This is a genomic window from Mitsuokella apri (genome assembly GCF_047974105.1).
GTDB lineage: Bacteria > Bacillota > Negativicutes > Selenomonadales > Selenomonadaceae > Mitsuokella.
In genome coordinates this window covers 179,081-200,110 of sequence record NZ_JBHYRS010000005.1, presented here as the reverse complement: position 1 = coordinate 200,110, position 21,030 = coordinate 179,081, and the positions used below count along the sequence as shown (strand labels likewise).

The following is a 21,030-nucleotide window of genomic DNA, read 5'->3' as shown; positions in this document are numbered from 1 at the left end:
CTCTCATTCAATGATGCGCAGGATATTAAAATTGCAGTCACAGGCTGCCGGAATTCGGCCGGCTTCCTTGATGATGCGGATAATGCTGTCCTCACTCAGGGCCGTCGGACTCTTGGCACCGGCATCGTGCAGAATGGTTTCCTTGTGGATGGTGCCGTCGATATCATTGGCGCCAAAACCAAGGGCTACCTGCGCCACAGGTACGGTCAGCATGACCCAGTACGCCTTGATGTTTTTAAAATTGTCGAGCATGAGGCGGGAAATCGCCATCGTGCGCAGATCATCCCACATGCTCGTCTGCTTGATATATTTGCCGAGTTCCGTATGTTTCGGCAGGAACGGGAAGCAGATGAACGTCTGGAAACCGCCTGTCTCATCCTGCAGCTCGCGCAGGCGCAGCAGATGGTCCACACGCTCTTCGAGCGTCTCGATATGGCCGTAGAGCATCGAAGCATTTGATTTGATGCCGAGTTTATGCGCCGTGCGTGCGACACTCAGCCATTCATCCGCCGTGGCCTTATTGGGACAGAGCTCCCCGCGCACGCGGTCCGACAAAATCTCTGCGCCGCCGCCCGCAATGGCCTGCAGGCCGCCGCGGTCGCGCAGCTGGCGCAGCACCTCTTCGACAGAAAGGCCGGAAATCTCCGCAAAATGCGTGATTTCCACACCCGTGAAGCCCTTCATATAAAGCTTCGGGAATTTTTTGTGCAGGGCTTCGACAATGCCGAGATAATCCTCGAACGACCAGGTCGGATGAAGTCCCGAGACGACGTGCAGTCCGGCAAGATTTGGGTCCTTCATGGCATCCTCGACCACCGCGATGGCCTGCGCCTTCGTCATCGCATAGGCACCTTTTTCATCCTCATCGCGGCCAAAGGCACAGAATTTGCAGTGCGACGTGCAGATATTCGTCAGATTGACATGGCAGTTGACGTTGTAATAGACGATATCGCCGCATTTTTCCTTACGTACATGGTCGGCAAGAGCGCCCAGCCAGGCAAGGTCATGACAGTGAAACAGGCGGATGCCGTCCTCTCTCGTGAGGCGCTTCCCCTGCATCACCTTCTCTTCAATATCCTGATATTCACGCGTAGCTAACAAAGCAAGACCTCCATATACATGATTGATACACTGCTGCTTCATGATAAGCAGCATAAATCCGTTCGCAAACCCTTCTATTATATCATTGAATGACCATCTTTCCTAGGATAAAAATCATAGAGAATCATGTCATTTAATACACAACAAAAGAAAAGTGCCTTTCAAAAAGAAAAGCACTTTGCGGCAGAAATCATATATTCCAGTTAAAGATATTCTTCGAAACGCTTCATATCGAGCACGCGAATGCGTTTGCCCGAGACCTCGAGCAGGCCGTCCTTCTGCATGGCCGAAAGCTCGCGCGAAAGCGACGGACGCGTGACCGCGAGGTAGGCCGCGAGATATTCACGGCTTGCCGTCAGCTCAATCTGTCCGCTTTCATCCATGTTCTGAAACAGGAAGCGCACGACTTTTTCACGCAGGCTGCCGCTGGCAAGCACCTTGATGCGCCCATGCATGAAATACGCCTTGCGCGCAAAAATGCGCATGAGGTTCCGTTCCACGAGCAGCGCACTGCGGGAAAGTTTTTCCTTCTTCCCGCCCAGCGAAAAGAAGCGGCTGTCGATTTCCAGAAGCTCTGTATCTTTCGCAGCTTCTACGTAAATATCGTAGGGCTGTTTGAGCACTTCGTAAACCTCGCCGAACATATCGCCCGGTTCATTGATTTCCGAGATAAAGATACGGCGGCCCGAGAAGGTATCCTTGAGGATGTGAACTTCACCGCGCAGCAGGATGTATAAAGAATGCGGCAGGTCGCCATCGTAGAAGACAATCTCTCCTGCCGAAAATTTGTGGCGCCGAACCTGACTCGAAGCTAAGAGTTCTGCAATTTCCGCGTCATCCATGCCCATCGTCAGGCTGCTGCAGCGCAGGATTGAGGCCGCTGGTGCGGATTGACCGGCGAGCGGGCTGCAGGACGGCCCCTTTTCGCCCGCGCTCATTCCTTGACGAGGAGCTTTTCGATCTCCACGACGTACATCGTATGGTAATCGTTCTTGTACCATTTTTCATCGCAGCTCTTGTCAATGAAAAATTCCGAAGCGAGAGGCTGGGCGTAGAGTTTGCGGCAGAGCATTGTCACGCGCGCTTCGTCGAAGTAGGTGCGGCCGTTATCGTGCTCCATGGTCAGGCCGGCTTTCTTGATTTTATCCTCATCGCGGCCCGAGACCGTGCCGAAGTAATTCATCATCTTACGGTAATCCTCGGTAAAAACCGAAAGCGTCAGGCCTTCTGCCTTATCGACGAACTCCTTTGTGTAACGCGTCGGACGGATGAAGATGAATGCCACCGGTTTGCCCCACATGATGCCGAGGCCGCCCCACGAAGCCGTCATCGCATTGGACTTGCCATCGTACTCGCCTGTGACGAGCAGCCACTCCTTGCCGATGACCTTGAACGGACTTTCATTGAATTCAAACGGGGAAACTTCTTTTACTGCCATGATGCTCTTCCTTTCCTTGTGATGCACCCTGTTTATTCACAGCTTATCCACAAAGCACAGGGGATATCCACAGCTTTTCCATGGATATCCCCAGATTTCTGTGGATAAAATCTTATTTTTTCGCCTGCTCTTCTTTTTCAAGAGCATCGTCAAGCGTATGCCAGGCGAGTACCGCACATTTAACGCGGGCCGGCATATTCGAGACATTCTTGAGAGCCAGTGCTTCATCGAGCTCTTCGAGTTCATCTTCATCCGTGATTTCACGCTTGATCATGCCGATGAATTTCTCCGCGAGTTCCTTGGCCTTCTCGACTTTCTGGCCGCGGATCAGGTCAATCATGATATCCGTCGAAGCCTGCGAGATGGCGCAGCCGACGCCCGTGAACGATGCATCTTTGACAATGCCGTCTTCAATCTGCAGTTCGAGTGTGATTTCATCGCCGCAGCTCGGGTTATGGCCCTTAAGGGCACACGTGGCATGGTCGAGATGATGCTTGTTCTCCGGATTGCGGCTGTGTTCGCCGATGAGCTCCGTGTAAATATCTTCAAGCGCCATAGCCAAGGACCCCCCTTACCTTCTTGAGGGCGTCAATCCAGCGGTCGATGTCCTCGCGCGTATTATAAAGGTAGAAACTTGCACGGCAGCTGGCATTCTGCCCCAAATAGCGGTGCAGAGGCTGTGCGCAGTGATGGCCGGCACGAATGGCCACACCGTAGCTGTCAAGGATGCTCGCGACATCATGCGGATGAACGTCCTTGACGTTGAAGGCAATGATGCCCGTCTTGTTGTCGCGCGTCGTATCGCAGCCATAAAGTTCAATGTACGGCAGCTCGCGCAGCTGCGGCAGGGCGTAGTCCACGAGGTCTTTCTCAATGGCCTCGATGCGGTCAAACGTGATGTTCTCGAGGTAATCGATGGCAGCCGTCAGACCGGCAGCACCGCCGACATTCTGCGTGCCAGCTTCGAATTTCGCCGGCAGCTCGGCATACGTCGTATTCTGCTCTTCGACGTACTCGATCATGTCACCGCCGCGCAGGAACGGAGGCATGGCATCGAGGATGTCGTATTTGCCGTAGAGCACGCCAATGCCCATCGGCGAAAGCATCTTATGACCGGAGAAGGCGAAGAAATCGCAGTCGATATCGCGGACATCGACTTTCATGTGTGCGACGCTCTGCGAGCCGTCGACAACGGCAACCGCGCCGACGCTGTGAGCCTTCTTGACGATTTTCTTGACATCATTCTTGAGGCCGAGTACGTTTGAGACCTGTGTCACGGCGACGATTTTCGTCTTTTCCGTGATTTTCGTCTCGATATCCTCATCCGAAAGATTGCCATCCTTCTCGAGGTAAATATACTTGAGCACCGCACCCGTCGACTTGGCGACAAACTGCCACGGCACGAGGTTGCTGTGATGCTCGGAAATCGTGATGACGATTTCATCGCCGGCCTTGACGTTGTGCAGGCCATAACTGTAAGCCACGAGATTCAGGGCTTCCGTCGCATTCTTCGTGAAGATGATTTCAGCGGGGCGCGCAGCATTGATGAATTTTGCCGTACGCACGCGCGCATTCTCGTAGATTTCCGTAGCTTTGACGGAAAGTGCATACGCACCGCGGTGCGGATTGGCGTTGCAGCCGCCGTAATATCCGCAGATGGACTGGATAATCTGTTCCGGCTTCTGCGTCGTCGCGCCATTATCGAGATAAGCAATCTGTTTCCCGTTCATCTTCATTTTGAGGAGCGGGAAATCCTTCAAAAATTCCTGTGCATCAGCCATTCGAAAGTCTCCTCTGCAAATACGTATCAATTTCTCCCTTGAGCTCTTCATCCGGGATGCGGTCGAGCACCGGATTGAAGGAAGCCTCGACGACGAGACGCTGTGCTTCTGTTAGGTCAAGGCCGCGGCTCATGAGATAAAAGAGTTTATTTTCATCCATCTTGCCGACGGAAACGGCATGATGGCCATCGACATCGTCTTCATGCGAAAGCATGATTGGCACGCTGCGGTTGCGGACATTGGGAGAGAGCAGTACGACTTCCTCGTTCTCACGTCCGACCGAACCCTTGGCACCTTCGAGGAAGTCGAGTGTGCCGCGGAAAATCTTCTCGCTCTCGCCGAGCAGCGCGCCGCGAACCTGCATATTGGCGTCCGTGCGTTTGCCGCCCTGGCGGATGACGTAGTTGAGGTCGATAAGGCTCTTGCCATCACCGAAATACAGTCCCCAGACATCGGCCTTCGAGTCATCGCCGGCGAGGTCGACATAGAGCTCCGTCGCCGTCTGCTTTGCACCGGCTTCGACTACGGTATAGGAAAATTCTGCTCCCTTGCCGACAAAAACCTTGACGCGGCAGGTATAGAGCTTGTCAGCCGGCACGAGCTGGGCATTGACGAGATGAAGCTTCGCGCCATCCTCAAGATGCACCTGCAGTTCGTACTGGCCGCCCTCGCGCTGCGTCAGGACGACTTCGTCCTGCCTGCCTGCTTCGACAAGCAGCTTCTGCGTCTTTATATTTTCATCGATATCAGCCGGAATCCTGCTCTCATTGACGCCGAGCCAGCGCCAGGTACGCATGGGGATCCGGGAGAATGTTTTCAAATCTGCCATATCAGCCCATCGTCCCTTCCAATTCAATATTGACCAAATTATTCATTTCTACGGCGTACTCGAGCGGCAGCTCCTTGGCAATAGGCTCAACGAAGCCGCGTACGATCATCGCGCGGGCCTCATCCTCATCGATGCCGCGGGAAGTCAGGTAGAAAATCGCTTCATCGCTGATGCGGCCAATCTTGGCCTCATGCCCGATATCGGCCTCATCGCCCTCGATATCCATGACCGGCAGTGTATCACTGCGCGATTCATTGTCGAGCATCAGCGATTCGCAGTTAACCGAGCATTTCGCAAACGGCGCACGGCGCGTAACCTTGACAGCACTGCGGTATGTGGCCTTGCCGCCGGCTTTGGAAATCGTACGCGTGTTGATATTTGCCGACGTATGCGGCGCTGCGTGGATGACGCTGGCACCCGTATCGAGGTTCTGCCCCTTCGAGGCAAACGTGACGCCCGTAAATTCACAGCGTGCGTTCTCGCCGTGCAGGATGCTGCACGGATAGAGGCACGAAACATGCGAACCGAACGAGCCCGAAACCCACTCGATGATGCCGTCTTTTTCAACGAGGGCGCGTTTCGTGTTGAGGTTCATCATGTTGCGCGACCAGTTCTCAATCGTCGAATAGCGCAGGCGTGCCCCCTCCTTGACGAAGAGCTCGACGCAGCCGGCATGGAGATTCGTGACATTGTACTTCGGAGCCGAGCAGCCTTCAATGAAGTGCAGGCTTGCACCTTTTTCTACAATAATCAGCGTGTGCTCGAACTGGCCGGCACCTGCCGCGTTGAGACGGAAATATGACTGCAGAGGAATCTCTACATGTACGCCTTCCGGCACATAGACGAACGAACCGCCCGACCAGACGGCACCGTGCAGGGCCGCAAATTTATGGTCTTTGGGCGGCACGAGCGTCATGAAGTACTCTTTGACGACATCCTCATGCTCGCGGATGGCCGTTTCCATATCCGTGTAGATGACGCCCTGCTTGACAAGGTCATCCTGAATGCTGTGATAGACGACCTCAGAATCATACTGCGCGCCGACGCCCGCAAGACTCTGCTTCTGCTCGGCCTCTGGGATGCCGAGGCGGTCAAATGTATTTTTGATATCTTTCGGCACTTCCTGCCAATTGCCCGTCATCTTGGCATCCGGCTGGACGTACGTGACGATATCGTCCATATTGAGCTCGGAAATATCCGGGCCCCAGGTCGGCAGCGGCAGCGAATTGTAGACCTCAAGGGATTTGAGACGGAAATCGAGCATCCACTGCGGGTCATGCTTGCGTTTCGAGATATCGCGGATGATATCTTCCGTCAGGCCGCTCTGCGCCTTGTAGACGGAGTGGTCCGCGTCTTTGATATCGTAAAGCGTACGCTCGATGTCTTCGACGTACGTCTTTTTTTTCGGTACAAATTTTTCTTCAGCCATCGCGCGCCTCACTTTTCTGCCTGAGCATCGAGGATGTGCGTAAAGCCGCGGCGGTTGATTTCATCGATGAGCTCCGGACCGCCCTCTTCGACGATTTCGCCGTTGATGAGGACATGAACCTTATCGACCTTGAGTTTTTCGAGAATGCGCGTGTTATGCGTGATAATCAGGCAGCTGTTGTTCTCGTTGTGGAACTTTGCGACGCCTTCCGAGACAATCTGTACGGCATCGACATCAAGGCCCGAATCCGTCTCATCGAGCAGCGCGAGTTTCGGATTGAGCATAAGAAGCTGCAGGATCTCGTTGCGTTTTTTCTCGCCGCCCGAGAAGCCTACGTTCATATAGCGCTCTGCATACTCAGGCTTCATCTTGAGCTCTTCCATCGTCTGTTTAAGCTGACGGCGGAACGGGATGATTTTAACGCGTTCGCCCGAGATGGCCTGCTTTGACGTGCGGATCATGTTCTCGACCGTGATGCCCGGGATTTCCTCCGGCGTCTGGAACGAGAGGAACAGGCCCTTGCGCGCGCGTTCAAACGTCTTGAGGTCTTTGATATCCTCGCCTTCGAAGTCAATCGTGCCGGAGGTCACCTCGTATTTCGGATGGCCCATGATGATGTTCATGAGTGTCGATTTGCCGGAGCCGTTCGGTCCGAGGATGACATGCACTTCACCCTTGTCGACTTTCAGACTCAGGCCTTTGAGGATTTCCTTGCCTTCGACGCCAGCATGGAGATCCTTGATTTCCAAAAGATTCTCTGCCATATATAAAACTCTCCTTTAAGATTTAAGCTCTGGATATTTAATCCTTACAAAATTACTCGGGATTGATAAATCCATTGTATGGCCTGCATCCTAAAAAGTCAATAGCAATAAGCACAATCTATAAGTTTCAACTATATATATGCCTTATTTCCATAAAAAAAGCTCCCCATAAGGGAAGCTCTATGAGAAATATCACAAAATACGCGATACGCGGCTTAATTTAAAAAATCAAAGTGACGTGCGAGCGATGCCGCAATGCCATCCTCGTTATTCGACAGCGTGATTTCATCGGCCATATCCTTGAGTTCATCGCAGGCATTGCCCATGGCCACGCCATGGCCGGCAAAATCAAGCATGCTCATATCGTTCTGGGCATCGCCAAAGGCCATGACTTCACTGCGTTTAATGTCAAGGCGCTCACAGACGCGCGCAAGCGACGTCGACTTGCTGACGCCTTTGACCGTTGCCTCGTAAAACCACGGTGCCGACTGCACGAAAGAAAGCTCTTCCTCAAAGCCGCGGCGGATATCGGCAAGGTGCGGCACGAGAATCTCATTTGGCGCAGCCGTCAGAATCTTGACCGGCGCAAAGCCGCGCTCTTCCACGGCATCGGCAATGTTTTCGACAATCTCGATCTTGAGATTGTTGTTGCGGCTCTCATCCTGCACCTTATGGCGGCTGGCATCGGTCGTGAAGATGAATTCACCGTCATCGACGATTGGCGAAAGCTCCGGATAAGCTTCGAGATGGCGCAGGAAGCGCAGTGCCGTCCCGCGGTCAATAGCCTGCGAGAAGAGGATTTCTCCCGTCGTCGCATCCTTGATCTGGCCGCCGTTATACGAGAGCAGCAGGCCGTGGTAATCCCTGAGTTCAAGGGCATTGGCCTCACGCATAAGCCCCGGTGCCTGACGCCCCGACGCCAGCACAACCGTCACGCCATGCTGCTGCACCGCTAAAAGTGCCTCACGCGTCTTGGGGGTAATCTTCTTCTCATCATTATTGAGTGTACCGTCGAGATCCAAGGCAATCATCTTATACATGAATCGTGTCATCCTTTCCGGAGCATCCTGCTCCGCACAGTCATCTGTTTCCTTCCATTTAAATAAAAATACCGTAATCGCGAACATTATAGCAAAAAAGAAAGCCGGTATCAATCCGCAAAGTGCCATAAGCAGGAAAACAAACGGTTCGAAGCGAATAAAAGATAAGAATATCTCCAAATGCAGCACAGAAAGAAGATCGTACCATGGTAACCATCAAACAGATTGCCGAACTCTGCGGAGTCTCACGCGGCACAGTAGACCGCGTGCTCAACGGCCGCGGCAAAGTCAAACCGGAAAAAGAACGTCTCGTCCGCGAAATGGCCGAAAAACTTCATTATCATCCGAATCCTGCCGGCAAGGCACTGGCCGCCCGCAAGAAGCATCCCATAGTCGGTGTCCTGATTGTGTCAGACGGCGTCCGCTTCTTCGATGATGTTCTGCATTCCATGCATCGCATGGCCGACAAATTTTCCTCTTACGGCCTCGAGGTCATCTGGCGCAGCATGCGCGGTTTCGATATCGACCGCCAATGTGAAATCATCGATGAACTCAAAGCGCAGGGCATCAATGCCTTAATCATCGACCCTCTGAATCATCCGCGCATCATCGAGAAAATCAATGAGTGCGTCGCAGAAGATATTTTTGTCGTCACGCTCAACAACGATGTCGAAACGTCCAAACGTCAATGCTATGTCGGACCGGACTACCCCAACGGCGGCAGGACTGCCGCGGCTCTTTTAGGCATGATTCATCCGGGTCCACTGTATGCCGGCGTCCTTTTGGGTTCTCTCAACATGCTCGGCCATCGCCAGCGTCTTGACGGCTTCCTTGAAATCATGAAAAAACATGCCGACTTTCACTTTCTTGGCGTACAGGAAACAGAAGATGACGATATGATTGCCTATGAAGATATCCGCCAGCTGCTCTTAGACCGCCCCGAAACAAATGCCCTCTTCGTCATCTCGGCCGGCGCTTACGGTGCTGCCCGCGCCGTTCTCACCGCGAAGCGCCAGGACATCACTCTGATTGTCTTCGATACGATTCCCACGACCATTGAAATGATGAAAAAAGGCGTCATTCAGGCTGCCATCTACCAACATCCGCATCAACAGGGGCAGCGCTCGATGCAGATTGTCTTTGATTATCTCGTCAACGGCATCAAACCCGAACACGAAAAATACATCATGCGCAACGAGATCCGCATCCTGCAAAACGTAGAAGGATGACTCCTTAACAAAAAGCTTCTTATTAGATAGTAAGATATACGAAAAGCGCATCCTCAAAACGAGGATGCGCTTTTCTGGTGTATGGATTTGGTCTTTACAAGAAAGAAGGGAATCAGCAAATTTCTACGAGATCCATGCCGAGCATCGTGCCGAGGTCGTGAATCTGCTCTTCCGTGATGCGGAAGGAAAGGACCGTATGATGGCCGCCGCCGGCGTGAATCCAGGCCGTCGCACCTTCCTTAAGGCCGACTTTCGGCGTCCAGAGCTGCTTTGCAACCGGCAGATGCGGCGTCTCGGCCTCGGCCTTACGGCAGTCAACCGGGTAACTGATCAGGCGGAAGCCTTCGCGGAAGTCCGCAACCGTGCAGTCGATGCCTTCGCCGTCAGCACCGGTGAAGACGAGACGGGCCGGATCATCCTTGCCGCCGATGTCGAGCGGATGGACTTCAACGCGCGGCTTGTCGCTGGCAATGGACGGATCGACTTCGAGCATATGTGCGCCGAGGATGGCTTCATGGCCTTTGCGCAGGTCGAGCGTGTAATCTTCCATGAAGACCGTGCGGTCGTTGTGTGCCATGATCTTCAGCAGACGCGTGAGGGCTGCCGTCTTCCAGTCGCCTTCAGCGGCAAAGCCGTAGCCGTCGCGCATGAGCATCTGAGCAGCGAGGCCCGGCAGCTGTTTGAGACCTTTGAGGTCCTGGAAATTCGTCGAAAAAGCCGTATAGCCCTTGTCATCGAGGAATTTCTTGATGCCGAGATACTCGCGCAGCTGATAGCGTACGGAGCTCTCAAATTTTTCGGCGCTGTTGTTCTGCGGATTGAACGTGTAGTCTTCCTGCAGCTTCTTGTATTCTTTGTCGATGTCTTCTTCGCTGACCGCATCGACTACTTCGACGAGGTCACCAACCGGCCAATAGTCGACCGTCCAGCCGAGCTGGATCTGAGCCTGTACCTTATCACCCTCGGTAACAGCGACATCGCGCATCGTATCGCCGAAACGGCAGACCTTGATCTTGAAGCTCTCGTTGTAAGCGACGGCAACATCTTCCCACGAAGCGATTTCCTGCTGAACTTCTTCATCGCCCCACCAGCCGTAAACGACTTTGTTGTTGAGGTGCAGACGGGCATTGAGGTAGCCGTACTCGCGGTCGCCATGAGCACTCTGGTTGAGGTTCATGTAGTCAAAGTCAATCGTATCGTACGGGATCTTATTGAGGTACTGCGTAGCGAGGTGCAGCAGCGGTTTCTGCAGGAGTTTCGTGCCGCGAATCCAGTTCTTGGCCGGAGAGAACGTATGCATCCACGTGATAACACCGGCTACTTCGTCATTGTAGTTGACATCCTTCATGAACTGCGTGATGCCATCGGCCGTCGTCATGACACCCTTGAACTCGATCGGGTACGGCAGCTTGCCGCTTGCATTGAGCTTGTTGACGATGTCTTCGGCATCGCGGGCGACGTTTTTGAGCTGTTCCTCGCCATAAAGGAACTGGGAACCAGCGACAAACCAGAATTTGTAAGCATTCGAGAGTTTCAGCATGATATGGACTTCCCTTCTGAAATCAAATTTCCTAAAATCAAAAACTTTTTATTTATGGGTAGCACCGCTCTTGGACTTGGCGTTGTTCTGACCATAGTAGGCATTGGCGCCGTGTTTGCGGTAATAATGCTTGTCTAAGAGGAACTGCGGCACGCGGATATCGGCACGCGTGAGCTGCAGGGCATGGTAGTTCATCTCGGCGACGACTTCGAGGATTTTCGCATTCTCGACAGCCTTTTTCGGGCTCGGTCCCCAGGTGAACGGGCCATGCTGCTTGACGAGAACAGCCGGTACGGCATCAGGGTCAATGCCATATTCTTTGAACGTGCGGACGATGACCTTGCCCGTGTTCTCTTCATAGGCTTCTTCGATTTCCTGTTTCGTCAAAGCATCGGTCACAGGAACATCGCCGTAGAATGTATCGGCATGGGTCGTACCCAGTGCCTCAATCGGCACACCGGCTTCGGCAAAAGAAACGGCCCATTTGGAATGCGTGTGGACGACAGCCTTGATATTCGGGAATGCCTTGTAGAGTACAAGATGCGTCATCGTATCGCTCGAAGGATTCATCTCGCCTTCGACGACATGGCCCTCAAGGTCGACTACAACCATATCCGAAGGCTTCAAATCTTCGTACGGCACGCCCGACGGCTTGATGACGAAGAGGTTCTTCTCACGGTCGATGCCCGAGACATTGCCCCAGGTGAATGTGACAATGCCGAGTTTCGGCAGCATCATATTCGCTTCATAAACTTCCTGTTTGAGTTCTTCTAACATATATAATAGGATCCTTTCAAGAAATTACGCTTCCGTACGGTCTGCTACAGCTTTGCCTGCCTGACGTTCGACTTCCAAACCTTCTTTATAGGCTGTGATGAATTTCTGGCAGCCGAGACGTCCTGCTTCCGTCGGCAGCAGTGTCGAGCTTTCCGGATTGTGGAAGACATCGTCATCGAGGAAGTCGGCCAGGGCTTTTTCGCCATGCCATTTCGCAAAGACTGCGAGCACAGCCATGCCCCACGGGCCGCCTTCCCCTGCCGTCTCCATGACGGTGATTGGCAGGCCGAGGCAGTCGGCAAGGACCTGCTGACCGATGACCGGCGTCTTAAAGAGGCCGCCTTGGGCAATCATGACATCTGTCTGCACGCCCTCTTCCTTGACGAGAATATCCATGCCAATCTTGAGTGGTGCAAAGCAGCCATAGAGCTGAGCAAGCATAAAGTTTGCAAGGTTCATTTTGCTGTGCGGCGTACGCACGAAGAGAGGTCTGCCTGTCTCCACATCGGTGATATTTTCACCTGAGAGGCAGCTGTAGTTAAGGAGTCCCCCGGCATCGCGGTCTGCCTTCTGCGAAGCCTCAAAGAGCGTCCGATAGAGTTTCGCCGGCGTCTGACCGTGGCCGATGAGCTCGGCAAATTCGCCAAAGAGCTGCACCCAGGCATTGAGGTCACTCGAGCAGTTATTCGTATGAACCATGGCTACAGGCGCGCCGTCTGGCGTCGTCACGATATCGATATCGCGGTGAACCGCCTTTAAAGGTGCATCGAGTACGTTCATCGAGAATGCCGACGTGCCGACGGAGATATTGCCCGTGCGTTTGCGCACGGCGTTCGTCGCGACCATGCCCGTGCCGGCATCGCCCTCAGGCGGCGCCATCAGGGCTCCCGGCTCAAGTTTGCCCGTCGGGTCGAGCAGCCATGCGCCTTCTTTTGTCAGCTGGCCGGCTTTCGTGCCGGCGCGCAGCGGCTTTGGCAGGATTTCCCCGAGCTTCCATGGATACTTCTTTACTTCAGGCAGTGCGGAGAATTTCTCCACCATGCCGGCATCGTACGTGCCGGTCTGCTCGTCAATCGGGAACATGCCCGAAGCATCGCCGATGCCGAGGACCTTCTCACCGCTGAGCTGCCAATGTACGTAGCCGGCCAACGTCGTCAGAAATGCGATATCCTTGACATGCGCCTCATCTTTGAGGATGGCCTGATAGAGATGTGCAATGCTCCAGCGCTGCGGAATATTGAAGCCGAACAGCTCCGTAAGTTTCCCGGCAGCCTCGCCCGTGATGTTATTGCGCCAGGTGCGGAACGGTGCGAGCTGCTTGCCGTCTTTATCAAACGGCAGATAGCCGTGCATCATGGCGCTGACGCCAATCGAGCCGATTTTCTTGATTTCCACATGATAGCGGCTCTGCACATCGGCCGTCAGGCTGTGGAAGCAGTCCTCAATGCCGAGCCAGACCGTTGCCAGATCATACGTCCAGATGCCGTCCACGAGCTGATTTTCCCAGCCGTAGCTCGTCGAAGCCAGTGTCTCGCAGGCTTCATTTACAAGCACCATCTTGATATTCGTCGAGCCGAGCTCCAGGCCGAGGGCCGTGCGGCCCTCCTCTATCGCTGCAGCATTCTTTTTCAAATCCATGGCAAATGTCTCCTCGATGTAATAATGGACTTATGCGTTATGCACAGAAGCTTTGGCAGATTTTTTCGTACCAGCTGCTTCGATCTCCTCAAGCGTATGACCGCGCGTTTCCGGCACGCAGTTGCGGATGAACGCAACGCCGAGCAGGCAGATGACACCGAAGATGGCAAATACAGCTGCCTGCGAGAACGAAGCCGTCATGATTGGGAACAGCAGACCAACGAGGAAGGAACCAATCCAGTTGAACGAGGAAGCGAGACCAGCTGCGCGGCCGCGGATAGCCAGCGGGAAAATCTCACCGACAATAACCCAGGTCAGCGGAGCCCAAGTGAAGGAATAGAAGGCAACGTAAATGCAGAGGAAGAAAACAATCATCATCGGGTCTGCATCCGGAATGATGCTGTTGATGACTGCCGGCAGGATGAACGAAAGGCCCATGATCGTGCCGCCGACCGTCAGCAGCGTGCGGCGGTTGAATTTATCTGCGATGACGAGGAAGATGAGGGAGCCGAGAACGAGCAGGATGCCCTGAATGATCGGCCACATGAGCTGCGAACTTGCTGCCTGGCCCGTTGCTTTTTCAACAATCAGCGGAATGTAGTAGAAAATTGCGTTGGCACCCTGGAACTGCTGGAAAGCGGCAACGCCGACACCAGCCGTAACGAGGTAGCGGTATTTATCCGAGAACAGCGTGGCAAGCGACGGTTCCTTCGTATTGGCTTCCGTCGTCGTCATTTCCTTGATGTCGGCGAGCTCTGCCTCGACTTCTTCTTTCGTGTTGCGGATGTAACCGAGCACACGACGTGCCTGGTCAACAAGGCCATGTTTTACGAGGAAACGCGGCGACTCCGGCAGGCGCAGGACACCGAGGAACAGGATCAGGGCAGGAACAGCGGCAAGGCCGAGCATAAGTCTCCATGCCATCGTTTCCGGCAGGTCCTTCAAAAGATAATCCACAACGTAGGAAAGCAGCATGCCCGAGACGATCATCGTCTGGTTCAGGCCGGAAAGACGGCCTCTGAGGCGTGCCGGCGCCATCTCCGACATATAAGCCGGAACCAGCGCGGAAGCTGCACCAACAGCCAAGCCTAAGAGGATACGCACACCGATGAGGTAATACTGGCCGTTGTGCGGTGCAATACCTGAGAGAACAGAACCGACGACAAAGATGATAGCCGAGATGAGAATCATCTTGCGGCGGCCGAGACGGTCGGAAAGCTGACCGGCAAGAGCACCGCCGAAAATAGCACCGAACATGACGGCCGATGTGATCCAACCGATGATGCCCGCATTGCCCTGCAAGTTCCAATCGTTCTGCAGGAACGGCAGCGCACCGGTCATAACGCCGATATCATAACCAAAGAGGATACCACCGAAGGATCCAAAGAAATAAATGAATGCGCTGGGGATTTTCTTCTCCGGAGCATTTCCTGTGCTTGTTACCATTTCTTGTCTCTCCTTTGTTTATAATTACCACATTTTACTCTGTTTTGCTCTTTTGTGTTCGAGCACATCTGATGGTTTTAATATATCACGATGCTTCTGATTTGTCAATCTATTTTTATTCTTTTTTATTTATTAGCAGCTTATCCATTTCCTGCTTATCATTGTATTAATGTACTTCATACGAACAGTTATTATCGATATGATAAAACAGCATAAAAAAAGAGCCTCCGCGAAACAATGCGGAGGCTCCTCACCTTACTCACAATATGCGAATTTAGCTCAGGATATCACAATCAAAAGATGTCGTTGGCGATGACGATCGTCTCGTCGCGGTTCGGGCCGACGGAAACGATGCCCAGGGCGATGCCCGTAACTTCTGCCATGCGCGTCAGATACTTCTTGGCGTTCTCCGGCAGGTCTTCGTACTTGCGGACTTTCGTGATATCGCACTTCCAGCCCGCAAATGTCTCGTAAACTGGCTCGACTTCGGCAAGCACCTTGAGGCTGGCCGGAATCTCGTTGAGCAGTTTGCCCTGATATTTGTAGCCGACGCACATCTTGATCTCATCGAAATCATCGAGGATATCGAGGCGCGTGACAGCCATGTAATCAATGCCCGAGAGGATGCCGGCATAGCGGACAACGCAGGCATCAAGCCAGCCCGTACGGCGCGGGCGGCCCGTGACAACGCCGTATTCATGGCCGACTTCGCGCAGCTTATTGCCGATTTCGTTGAGCTGTTCCGTCGGGAACGGGCCCTCGCCGACACGCGTGCAGTAAGCCTTGACAATGCCGACAACCTTGTCGATTTTCTGCGGAGCTACGCCGGCACCAATGCCGACGCCGCCGGAAATCGGGTGCGAAGCCGTGACATACGGATACGTGCCGTAGTCGATATCGAGCATCGTGGCCTGAGCACCCTCGAAGAGGATCTTGCGGCCTTCTTTGATTTCTTCATCGAGCAGGGCAATCGTATCGCAGACATACGGACGCAGACGGTCTGCATAGCCATTGTATTCTGCAAGGATTTCATCATAGTCAAGAGGCTCGTGGTCATAGAGAAGCTTGAGCTCGCGGTTCTTGATGGCGAGATTTTCCTTCAGGCGTTTCGCAAACTCTTCCTTATCGATGAAATCGCAGACGCGGATGCCGATGCGGTTGTCGCGGTCGACATAGCACGGGCCGATGCCGTTATGCGTCGTGCCGACTTTACCTTTGCCGCGCGCCTCATCTGAGAGCTGGTCGATCAGGCAGTGATACGGCAGAACGAGCTGCGCACGGTTGCTGATGCGGATGCCCGAAAGGTCAATGCCGCGCTCAGAAAGAGCGTCCATCTCCTGCAGCATGACTTTCGGATTGAACGCCACACCATTGCCGACCACGCAGTGCGAACCCTTGAAAAGGATGCCCGACGGCATCAGGCGCAGTTTGTAATCGACGCCATCGACGACGACCGTATGGCCGGCATTGCTGCCGCCCTGAAAACGTACGACCGTATCCGCCTGCTGTGCGAGATAGTCGACGATCTTGCCCTTGCCTTCGTCGCCCCACTGCGTACCCGTTACTACTACTGTTGACATAATCTGTCTCTCCTTTATGAATCGACATAGAAAAGCCCTCTCCCCGCAGGGAGAAGAGGCTTTCTTTCATTTATTCATTTATTATAGGTCTCAAAGGCCGAAGCGCTCAAAGATCATATCGACATGGCGCAGGAAGTATTTATAATCGAAGCAGTCGTCGATTTCTTCCTTCGTCAGATACTTCGTGATGTCCGGGTCATTCTCAACGCTCGTGCGGAAATCCTGACCTTCCATCCAGCGCTTCATGGCATTGCGCTGTACCCACTTGTAGGCATCTTCACGCAGTACGCCCTTGTCGACAACCGTCAGCAGGATGCGCTGGCTGTAGATGAGGCCGCCCGTGCGCTGCATGTTGTGAAGCATCTTTTCCGGATAGACGAGCAGCTTATCGATGATATCCGTGAGCTTCGTCGTGCAGTAATCGAGGTTGATCGAGGAATCCGGCAGGATGACGCGTTCAACGGAGGAATGCGAGATGTCGCGCTCATGCCAGAGCGTGATGTCTTCCAGAGCTGCAACGGCATTGCCGCGGTTCAGGCGGGCCATGCCCGAGATGCGCTCGCAGTTGATTGGGTTGCGCTTATGCGGCATAGCCGAGGAACCCTTCTGTCCCGGGGAGAAGTACTCTTCTGCCTCACGGATATCCGTGCGCTGCAGATTCCGGACTTCCGTCGCAATCTTCTCAAGCGTCGAGGAGCAGATGGCAATGGCCGTAACGAATTCTGCATGACGGTCACGCTGGATAACCTGCGTAGCGAGACGGACCGGCGTCAGGCCGAGCGTCTTGCCGACCATCTGCTCGATTTTCGGGTCAATGTTGGAGTACGTGCCGACAGCACCCGAAAGCTTGCAGACCGAGACGATTTTCTTGGCATGCTCCATGCGCTCGATATCGCGCTCGATTTCAGCGCTCCAGAGCAACATCTTGAGGCCGAACGTCATCGGTTCAGCATGGATGCCATGCGTGCGGCCAATGCACGGCGTATGTTTGAATTCCTTAGCGCGGCGGCGCAGGACCTCACGGAATTTCTTAAGGTCGTCGAGAAGGATATCGCAGGCATCGCGCATCATCATGCAGACAGCCGTATCCTTGACGTCCGAAGAAGTCAGGCCTTTGTGGATATACTTGGAATCATCACCGACATTCTCTGCCACATTCGTCAGGAATGCAATGATATCATGATGCGTAACAGACTCAATCTCGTGGATGCGGTTGACGTCAAACTTTGCTTTTGCACGGATGTTCTTTGCGGCCTCTTTCGGGATCTCGCCAAGCTCAGCCATAGCATCGCAAGCAGCCATCTCGACATTCAGGATCTGCTGCCACTCATTTTCGATAGACCAGAGATGGCCCATTTCCGGATTGGTATAACGCTCGATCATTTAGTGATTTCCTCCTCAATTTCCTGGCGGCATCTCTGCACCGCGGAAGTGAAAACACGACGAAAAAACTCAAATTGACTTTTCCTCCGCCTATACTGACGGTCTTACCTATGAAAAGCCTCATTTTGAGTTTGGAGAAGTTACCGATATTCCCTTGTCTATCATATCATTTTGCAAGGGCCAGTGTCAATGAATGTCAACAGAGTTCAGCATGTTTCCTTCATATATTATAATAAAAATAAGCTGCACGCCATGCATGCAGCTTCTGCTTTCTCTTTGGTGCTCGCTGAGGGATTCGAACCCCCGACCCCCTCCATGTGACGGAGATGCTCTAGCCAACTGAGCTAAGCGAGCAATAAAAAAGGTTTCGCCGTTTGACGAAACCGTACATTCTGAAATGGTGGGGTTAACAGAATTCGAATCTGTGACCTCCTCGATGTCAACGAGACACTCTAACCAACTGAGCTATAACCCCATGTCTTAACGACAAGATTTATTATACGGGATGGCAAAGGAAATGTCAACAAAAAAATCAGGATTTCTTGAAAAAATTTTAAGAAGCCCCTTTTGACACCTCAGCGTGTTATAATAAAAGGCGAACACACTGTCATAGTTTTGGGGGTATTATAATGAAGGATTTACTCGACGTCCATATGCATACGCTCGCCAGCGGCCATGCCTACAACACAATCCGCGAAATGATTGCCGCGGGCAAAAAACACGGCATAGAACTTGTCGGCATTGCCGACCATGCTCCGGCCATGCCGGGCTCCACGCACCGCTTTTACTTTGAAAATCTGCGCATCTTTGACCGCAAAGTCTACGGCGATGAAGCCGGCGTGGAACTGCTCATGGGCGTAGAACTCAACATTCTGAACACCACAGGCAAAGTCGATCTTGAGGAAAAAGGTCTGCGCGCTGTCGATTACGCCATTGCCAGCCTGCACGATCCCTGCATCAACCCGGGCACGAAGCTCGACAATACGACAGCCATCATGAGTGCCATGTTCATCCCTCAGGTCAAGATCATCGGCCATCCGGACAATCCGGTCTTCCCTGTCGACTTTGACCAGATTGCCAAAGCTGCCAAGGAACGCCATGTCCTGCTCGAATGCAACAACAGCTCTTACCGCCCCGGCGGCAGCCGCACAGGTTCGCGCGAGCTCGCCAAAGAAATGCTGCAGGCCTGCAAGAAATACGGTACGCACGTCATCATGGGCAGCGATGCCCATATCGACCTCGATGTCGGCAATCATGCGCTTTCTCAGGAAGTCATCAAGGAAGCAGAATTCCCGGAAGAACTCGTCATCAACAGCTCGCCAGAAAAATTCAAGGAATGGATTCGCGAATAAAGCATTTCCAGTATACATTTCCATGACATTTCCGCCATATTTCCGGAAAATTTCATCTCATAAAGCCTCTGTCATATTGACGGAGGCTTTTCCTGTCAATATAATAGTAATGTTGTAAAGATATCTTATCCATCTATAAGAGAAAAAGGAATGGTAAAAAAAATGAACTTATTCCGCACCAAAAGCATTGAGCAGATGCGCGAAACGGCTGCCCATTCAGGCATGGCCAAGACGCTTGGCGCTTTTGACCTCATCCTGCTCGGCATCGGCTGCGTCATCGGCACAGGCATCTTCGTCCTGACAGGCGTTGCGGCTGCCAAATACGCCGGACCTGCTGTCACGATTTCCTTCATGGTCTCAGGCCTTGCCTGCGCACTTGCAGGACTTGCTTACGCAGAGTTTTCCTCCATCGTACCGGCGTCCGGCAGTGCTTATACGTATACATATGCCTCCCTCGGCGAGTTCATCGCCTTCATTGTCGGCTGGAACCTCATCCTCGAATACACGGTTACGGCCAGTGCTGTTGCTTCCGGCTGGTCGGGCTATGTCACAGGCCTGCTGCTCTCTGCGGGCCTTGACCCGGGTCACGCCCTGACACATGTGCCGGCCGACGGCGGCATCATCAATCTGCCCGCCATCTTCATCACACTGCTGCTTTCGGTGCTGCTGATTCGCGGCACGCAGGAGAGCACAAAGCTCAACCGCATCCTCGTAGGCGTCAAGCTCACGGCCATCGCGATTTTCCTGCTGCTCGCCATCCCGCATGTCAATACGATGAACTGGGAGCCCTTCATGCCCTTCGGTGTTTCGGGTATTTTCGGCGGCGCGGCCATTGTCTTTTTTGCCTATATCGGCTTTGATGCCGTTGCCACGAGTGCGGAGGAATGCAAGAATCCGTCCCATGACCTGCCAATCGGCATCATCGGTTCGCTCGTCATCTGCACAGCCCTTTACGTCGTCGTGGCCGGCGTGCTCACGGGCATCGTGCCTTACACGGAACTCAACAATCCGGAGCCTGTAGCCTTCGCCCTGCGCTATATCGGCTACAATCTCGGTTCGGCCATCGTCGGCGTCGGCGCCATTGCCGGCATCACAACGGTCCTTCTCGTCCTGCTTTACGGCCAGGCCCGCATCTTCTTTGCCATGAGCCGCGACGGCATGGTGCCGGCCCGCGTCTGCAAAATCCATAAACGCTATCATACGCCGTACATCGTCACGGTCATGGGCGGCATCTTCGTTTCCATTATCGCAGGCTTTGCGCCAATCGGCGTCATTGCCGAAATGGCCAACATCGGCACGCTGTCTGCCTTCCTCGTCGCTGCCCTCGGCGTCATGGTCCTGCGCATCACGAAGCCCGATGTGCCGCGCACATTCCGCTGCCCGCTCGTCTGGCTCATCGCCCCCATGGCCGTACTGACCTGCGGCTACCTCATGTACCATCTGCCCTGGGAAACCTGGGTCCGCTTCATCGTCTGGTGCACATTTGGCTGCCTCGTCTACTTCGGCTACAGCTATCAGCACAGTGCTCTTGCCCATCCGAACCATGACGAAGAAGAATAACATACTGTTTTTCGTAAAAGGCCCTGTCAAAAATCACAGGGCCTTTATTTTATACTTTGACAAAGTTTATGACCTGGTATAAAATTAGTCTGTAACGACGAAGAATTTATCCTCTGCTATGGGGGCACTTGCCCTAAAGGAAG

General features: G+C 53.4%; 18 protein-coding genes and 2 tRNA genes. 3 read left to right on the top strand and 17 right to left on the bottom strand.

Annotation, left to right across the window (positions count from 1 at the left end; genetic code table 11):
- Positions 1 to 3: 3 nt before the first annotated feature.
- The 9 genes from mqnE to ACE419_RS08400 all read right to left on the bottom strand — a co-directional run bounded on the left by mqnE (position 4) and on the right by ACE419_RS08400 (position 8,382).
- A complete protein-coding gene (gene mqnE / locus ACE419_RS08440) occupies positions 4 to 1,143 on the bottom strand; it encodes an aminofutalosine synthase MqnE (protein WP_435721706.1) in 1,140 nt (379 codons plus the stop codon).
- Between the two features lie 161 nt (positions 1,144 to 1,304).
- The gene (locus tag ACE419_RS08435; protein WP_435721696.1) at positions 1,305 to 2,039 is read right to left on the bottom strand and encodes a Crp/Fnr family transcriptional regulator; all 735 of its coding nucleotides are present in this window, start codon (positions 2,037 to 2,039) and stop codon (positions 1,305 to 1,307) included.
- Entirely contained in the window at positions 2,036 to 2,539 is a 504-nt protein-coding gene (locus ACE419_RS08430; protein WP_432646476.1) for a flavin reductase family protein, read from the bottom strand. Before ACE419_RS08430 ends, ACE419_RS08435 begins: the two co-directional genes overlap by 4 nt.
- A gap of 112 nt (positions 2,540 to 2,651) precedes the next feature.
- Entirely contained in the window at positions 2,652 to 3,095 is a 444-nt protein-coding gene (sufU, locus tag ACE419_RS08425; protein WP_432646475.1) for a Fe-S cluster assembly sulfur transfer protein SufU, read from the bottom strand.
- On the bottom strand, positions 3,085 to 4,320 hold the full coding sequence (locus tag ACE419_RS08420) for a cysteine desulfurase (protein ID WP_435721695.1): 1,236 nt from the start codon (positions 4,318 to 4,320) through the stop codon (positions 3,085 to 3,087). The genes sufU and ACE419_RS08420 overlap by 11 nt, the downstream gene beginning before the upstream one ends.
- Positions 4,313 to 5,149 carry a SufD family Fe-S cluster assembly protein gene (locus tag ACE419_RS08415; RefSeq protein WP_435721694.1) on the bottom strand — a complete coding sequence of 279 codons (837 nt, stop codon included), beginning with the start codon at positions 5,147 to 5,149 and terminating at the stop codon, positions 4,313 to 4,315. Before ACE419_RS08415 ends, ACE419_RS08420 begins: the two co-directional genes overlap by 8 nt.
- A 1-nt stretch (position 5,150) precedes the next feature.
- Positions 5,151 to 6,578, bottom strand: coding sequence for a Fe-S cluster assembly protein SufB (gene sufB / locus ACE419_RS08410; RefSeq protein WP_432646473.1), 1,428 nt, complete (start codon positions 6,576 to 6,578; stop codon positions 5,151 to 5,153).
- Between the two features lie 8 nt (positions 6,579 to 6,586).
- Positions 6,587 to 7,342, bottom strand: a complete 756-nt coding sequence (gene sufC, locus ACE419_RS08405) for a Fe-S cluster assembly ATPase SufC (protein ID WP_432646472.1) — start codon at positions 7,340 to 7,342, stop codon at positions 6,587 to 6,589.
- A gap of 215 nt (positions 7,343 to 7,557) precedes the next feature.
- Positions 7,558 to 8,382 (bottom strand): Cof-type HAD-IIB family hydrolase, encoded by an 825-nt coding sequence (locus ACE419_RS08400; protein WP_435721693.1) that lies wholly within the window; start codon positions 8,380 to 8,382, stop codon positions 7,558 to 7,560.
- A 206-nt stretch (positions 8,383 to 8,588) separates the two neighbouring features.
- Between ACE419_RS08400 and ACE419_RS08395 the strand changes: the two genes are divergently transcribed.
- Complete coding sequence (locus ACE419_RS08395; protein WP_432646470.1) at positions 8,589 to 9,611, top strand: LacI family DNA-binding transcriptional regulator; 1,023 nt, start codon at positions 8,589 to 8,591, stop codon at positions 9,609 to 9,611.
- A 112-nt stretch (positions 9,612 to 9,723) separates the two neighbouring features.
- Here ACE419_RS08395 and araA read toward each other — a convergent pair whose 3' ends face one another.
- From araA to ACE419_RS08355, 8 genes are all read right to left on the bottom strand, one after another.
- Positions 9,724 to 11,151: an L-arabinose isomerase gene (araA, locus tag ACE419_RS08390; RefSeq protein ID WP_432646469.1), complete on the bottom strand. Its 1,428-nt coding sequence runs from the start codon at positions 11,149 to 11,151 to the stop codon at positions 9,724 to 9,726.
- A gap of 48 nt (positions 11,152 to 11,199) precedes the next feature.
- On the bottom strand, positions 11,200 to 11,928 hold the full coding sequence (locus ACE419_RS08385) for an L-ribulose-5-phosphate 4-epimerase (RefSeq protein WP_295633223.1): 729 nt from the start codon (positions 11,926 to 11,928) through the stop codon (positions 11,200 to 11,202).
- A 24-nt stretch (positions 11,929 to 11,952) separates the two neighbouring features.
- Positions 11,953 to 13,566 (bottom strand): xylulokinase, encoded by a 1,614-nt coding sequence (locus ACE419_RS08380; RefSeq protein WP_435721692.1) that lies wholly within the window; start codon positions 13,564 to 13,566, stop codon positions 11,953 to 11,955.
- A gap of 30 nt (positions 13,567 to 13,596) precedes the next feature.
- Positions 13,597 to 15,012, bottom strand: a complete 1,416-nt coding sequence (locus tag ACE419_RS08375; protein ID WP_435721691.1) for a sugar porter family MFS transporter — start codon at positions 15,010 to 15,012, stop codon at positions 13,597 to 13,599.
- Positions 15,013 to 15,305: 293 nt separating this feature from the next.
- Entirely contained in the window at positions 15,306 to 16,592 is a 1,287-nt protein-coding gene (locus ACE419_RS08370) for an adenylosuccinate synthase (protein WP_435721690.1), read from the bottom strand.
- 90 nt (positions 16,593 to 16,682) lie between these two features.
- Positions 16,683 to 17,975: an adenylosuccinate lyase gene (gene purB, locus ACE419_RS08365; RefSeq protein WP_435721689.1), complete on the bottom strand. Its 1,293-nt coding sequence runs from the start codon at positions 17,973 to 17,975 to the stop codon at positions 16,683 to 16,685.
- Between the two features lie 277 nt (positions 17,976 to 18,252).
- Positions 18,253 to 18,329, bottom strand: a tRNA-Val gene (locus ACE419_RS08360).
- A 44-nt stretch (positions 18,330 to 18,373) separates the two neighbouring features.
- Positions 18,374 to 18,450 (bottom strand) — tRNA-Val (locus ACE419_RS08355).
- Positions 18,451 to 18,604: 154 nt separating this feature from the next.
- Between ACE419_RS08355 and ACE419_RS08350 the strand changes: the two genes are divergently transcribed.
- Both ACE419_RS08350 and ACE419_RS08345 read left to right on the top strand, forming a co-directional pair.
- On the top strand, positions 18,605 to 19,327 hold the full coding sequence (locus tag ACE419_RS08350) for a phosphatase (RefSeq protein ID WP_435721688.1): 723 nt from the start codon (positions 18,605 to 18,607) through the stop codon (positions 19,325 to 19,327).
- 162 nt (positions 19,328 to 19,489) lie between these two features.
- Positions 19,490 to 20,887, top strand: coding sequence for an amino acid permease (locus ACE419_RS08345; RefSeq protein WP_432646494.1), 1,398 nt, complete (start codon positions 19,490 to 19,492; stop codon positions 20,885 to 20,887).
- Positions 20,888 to 21,030 lie beyond the last annotated feature (143 nt).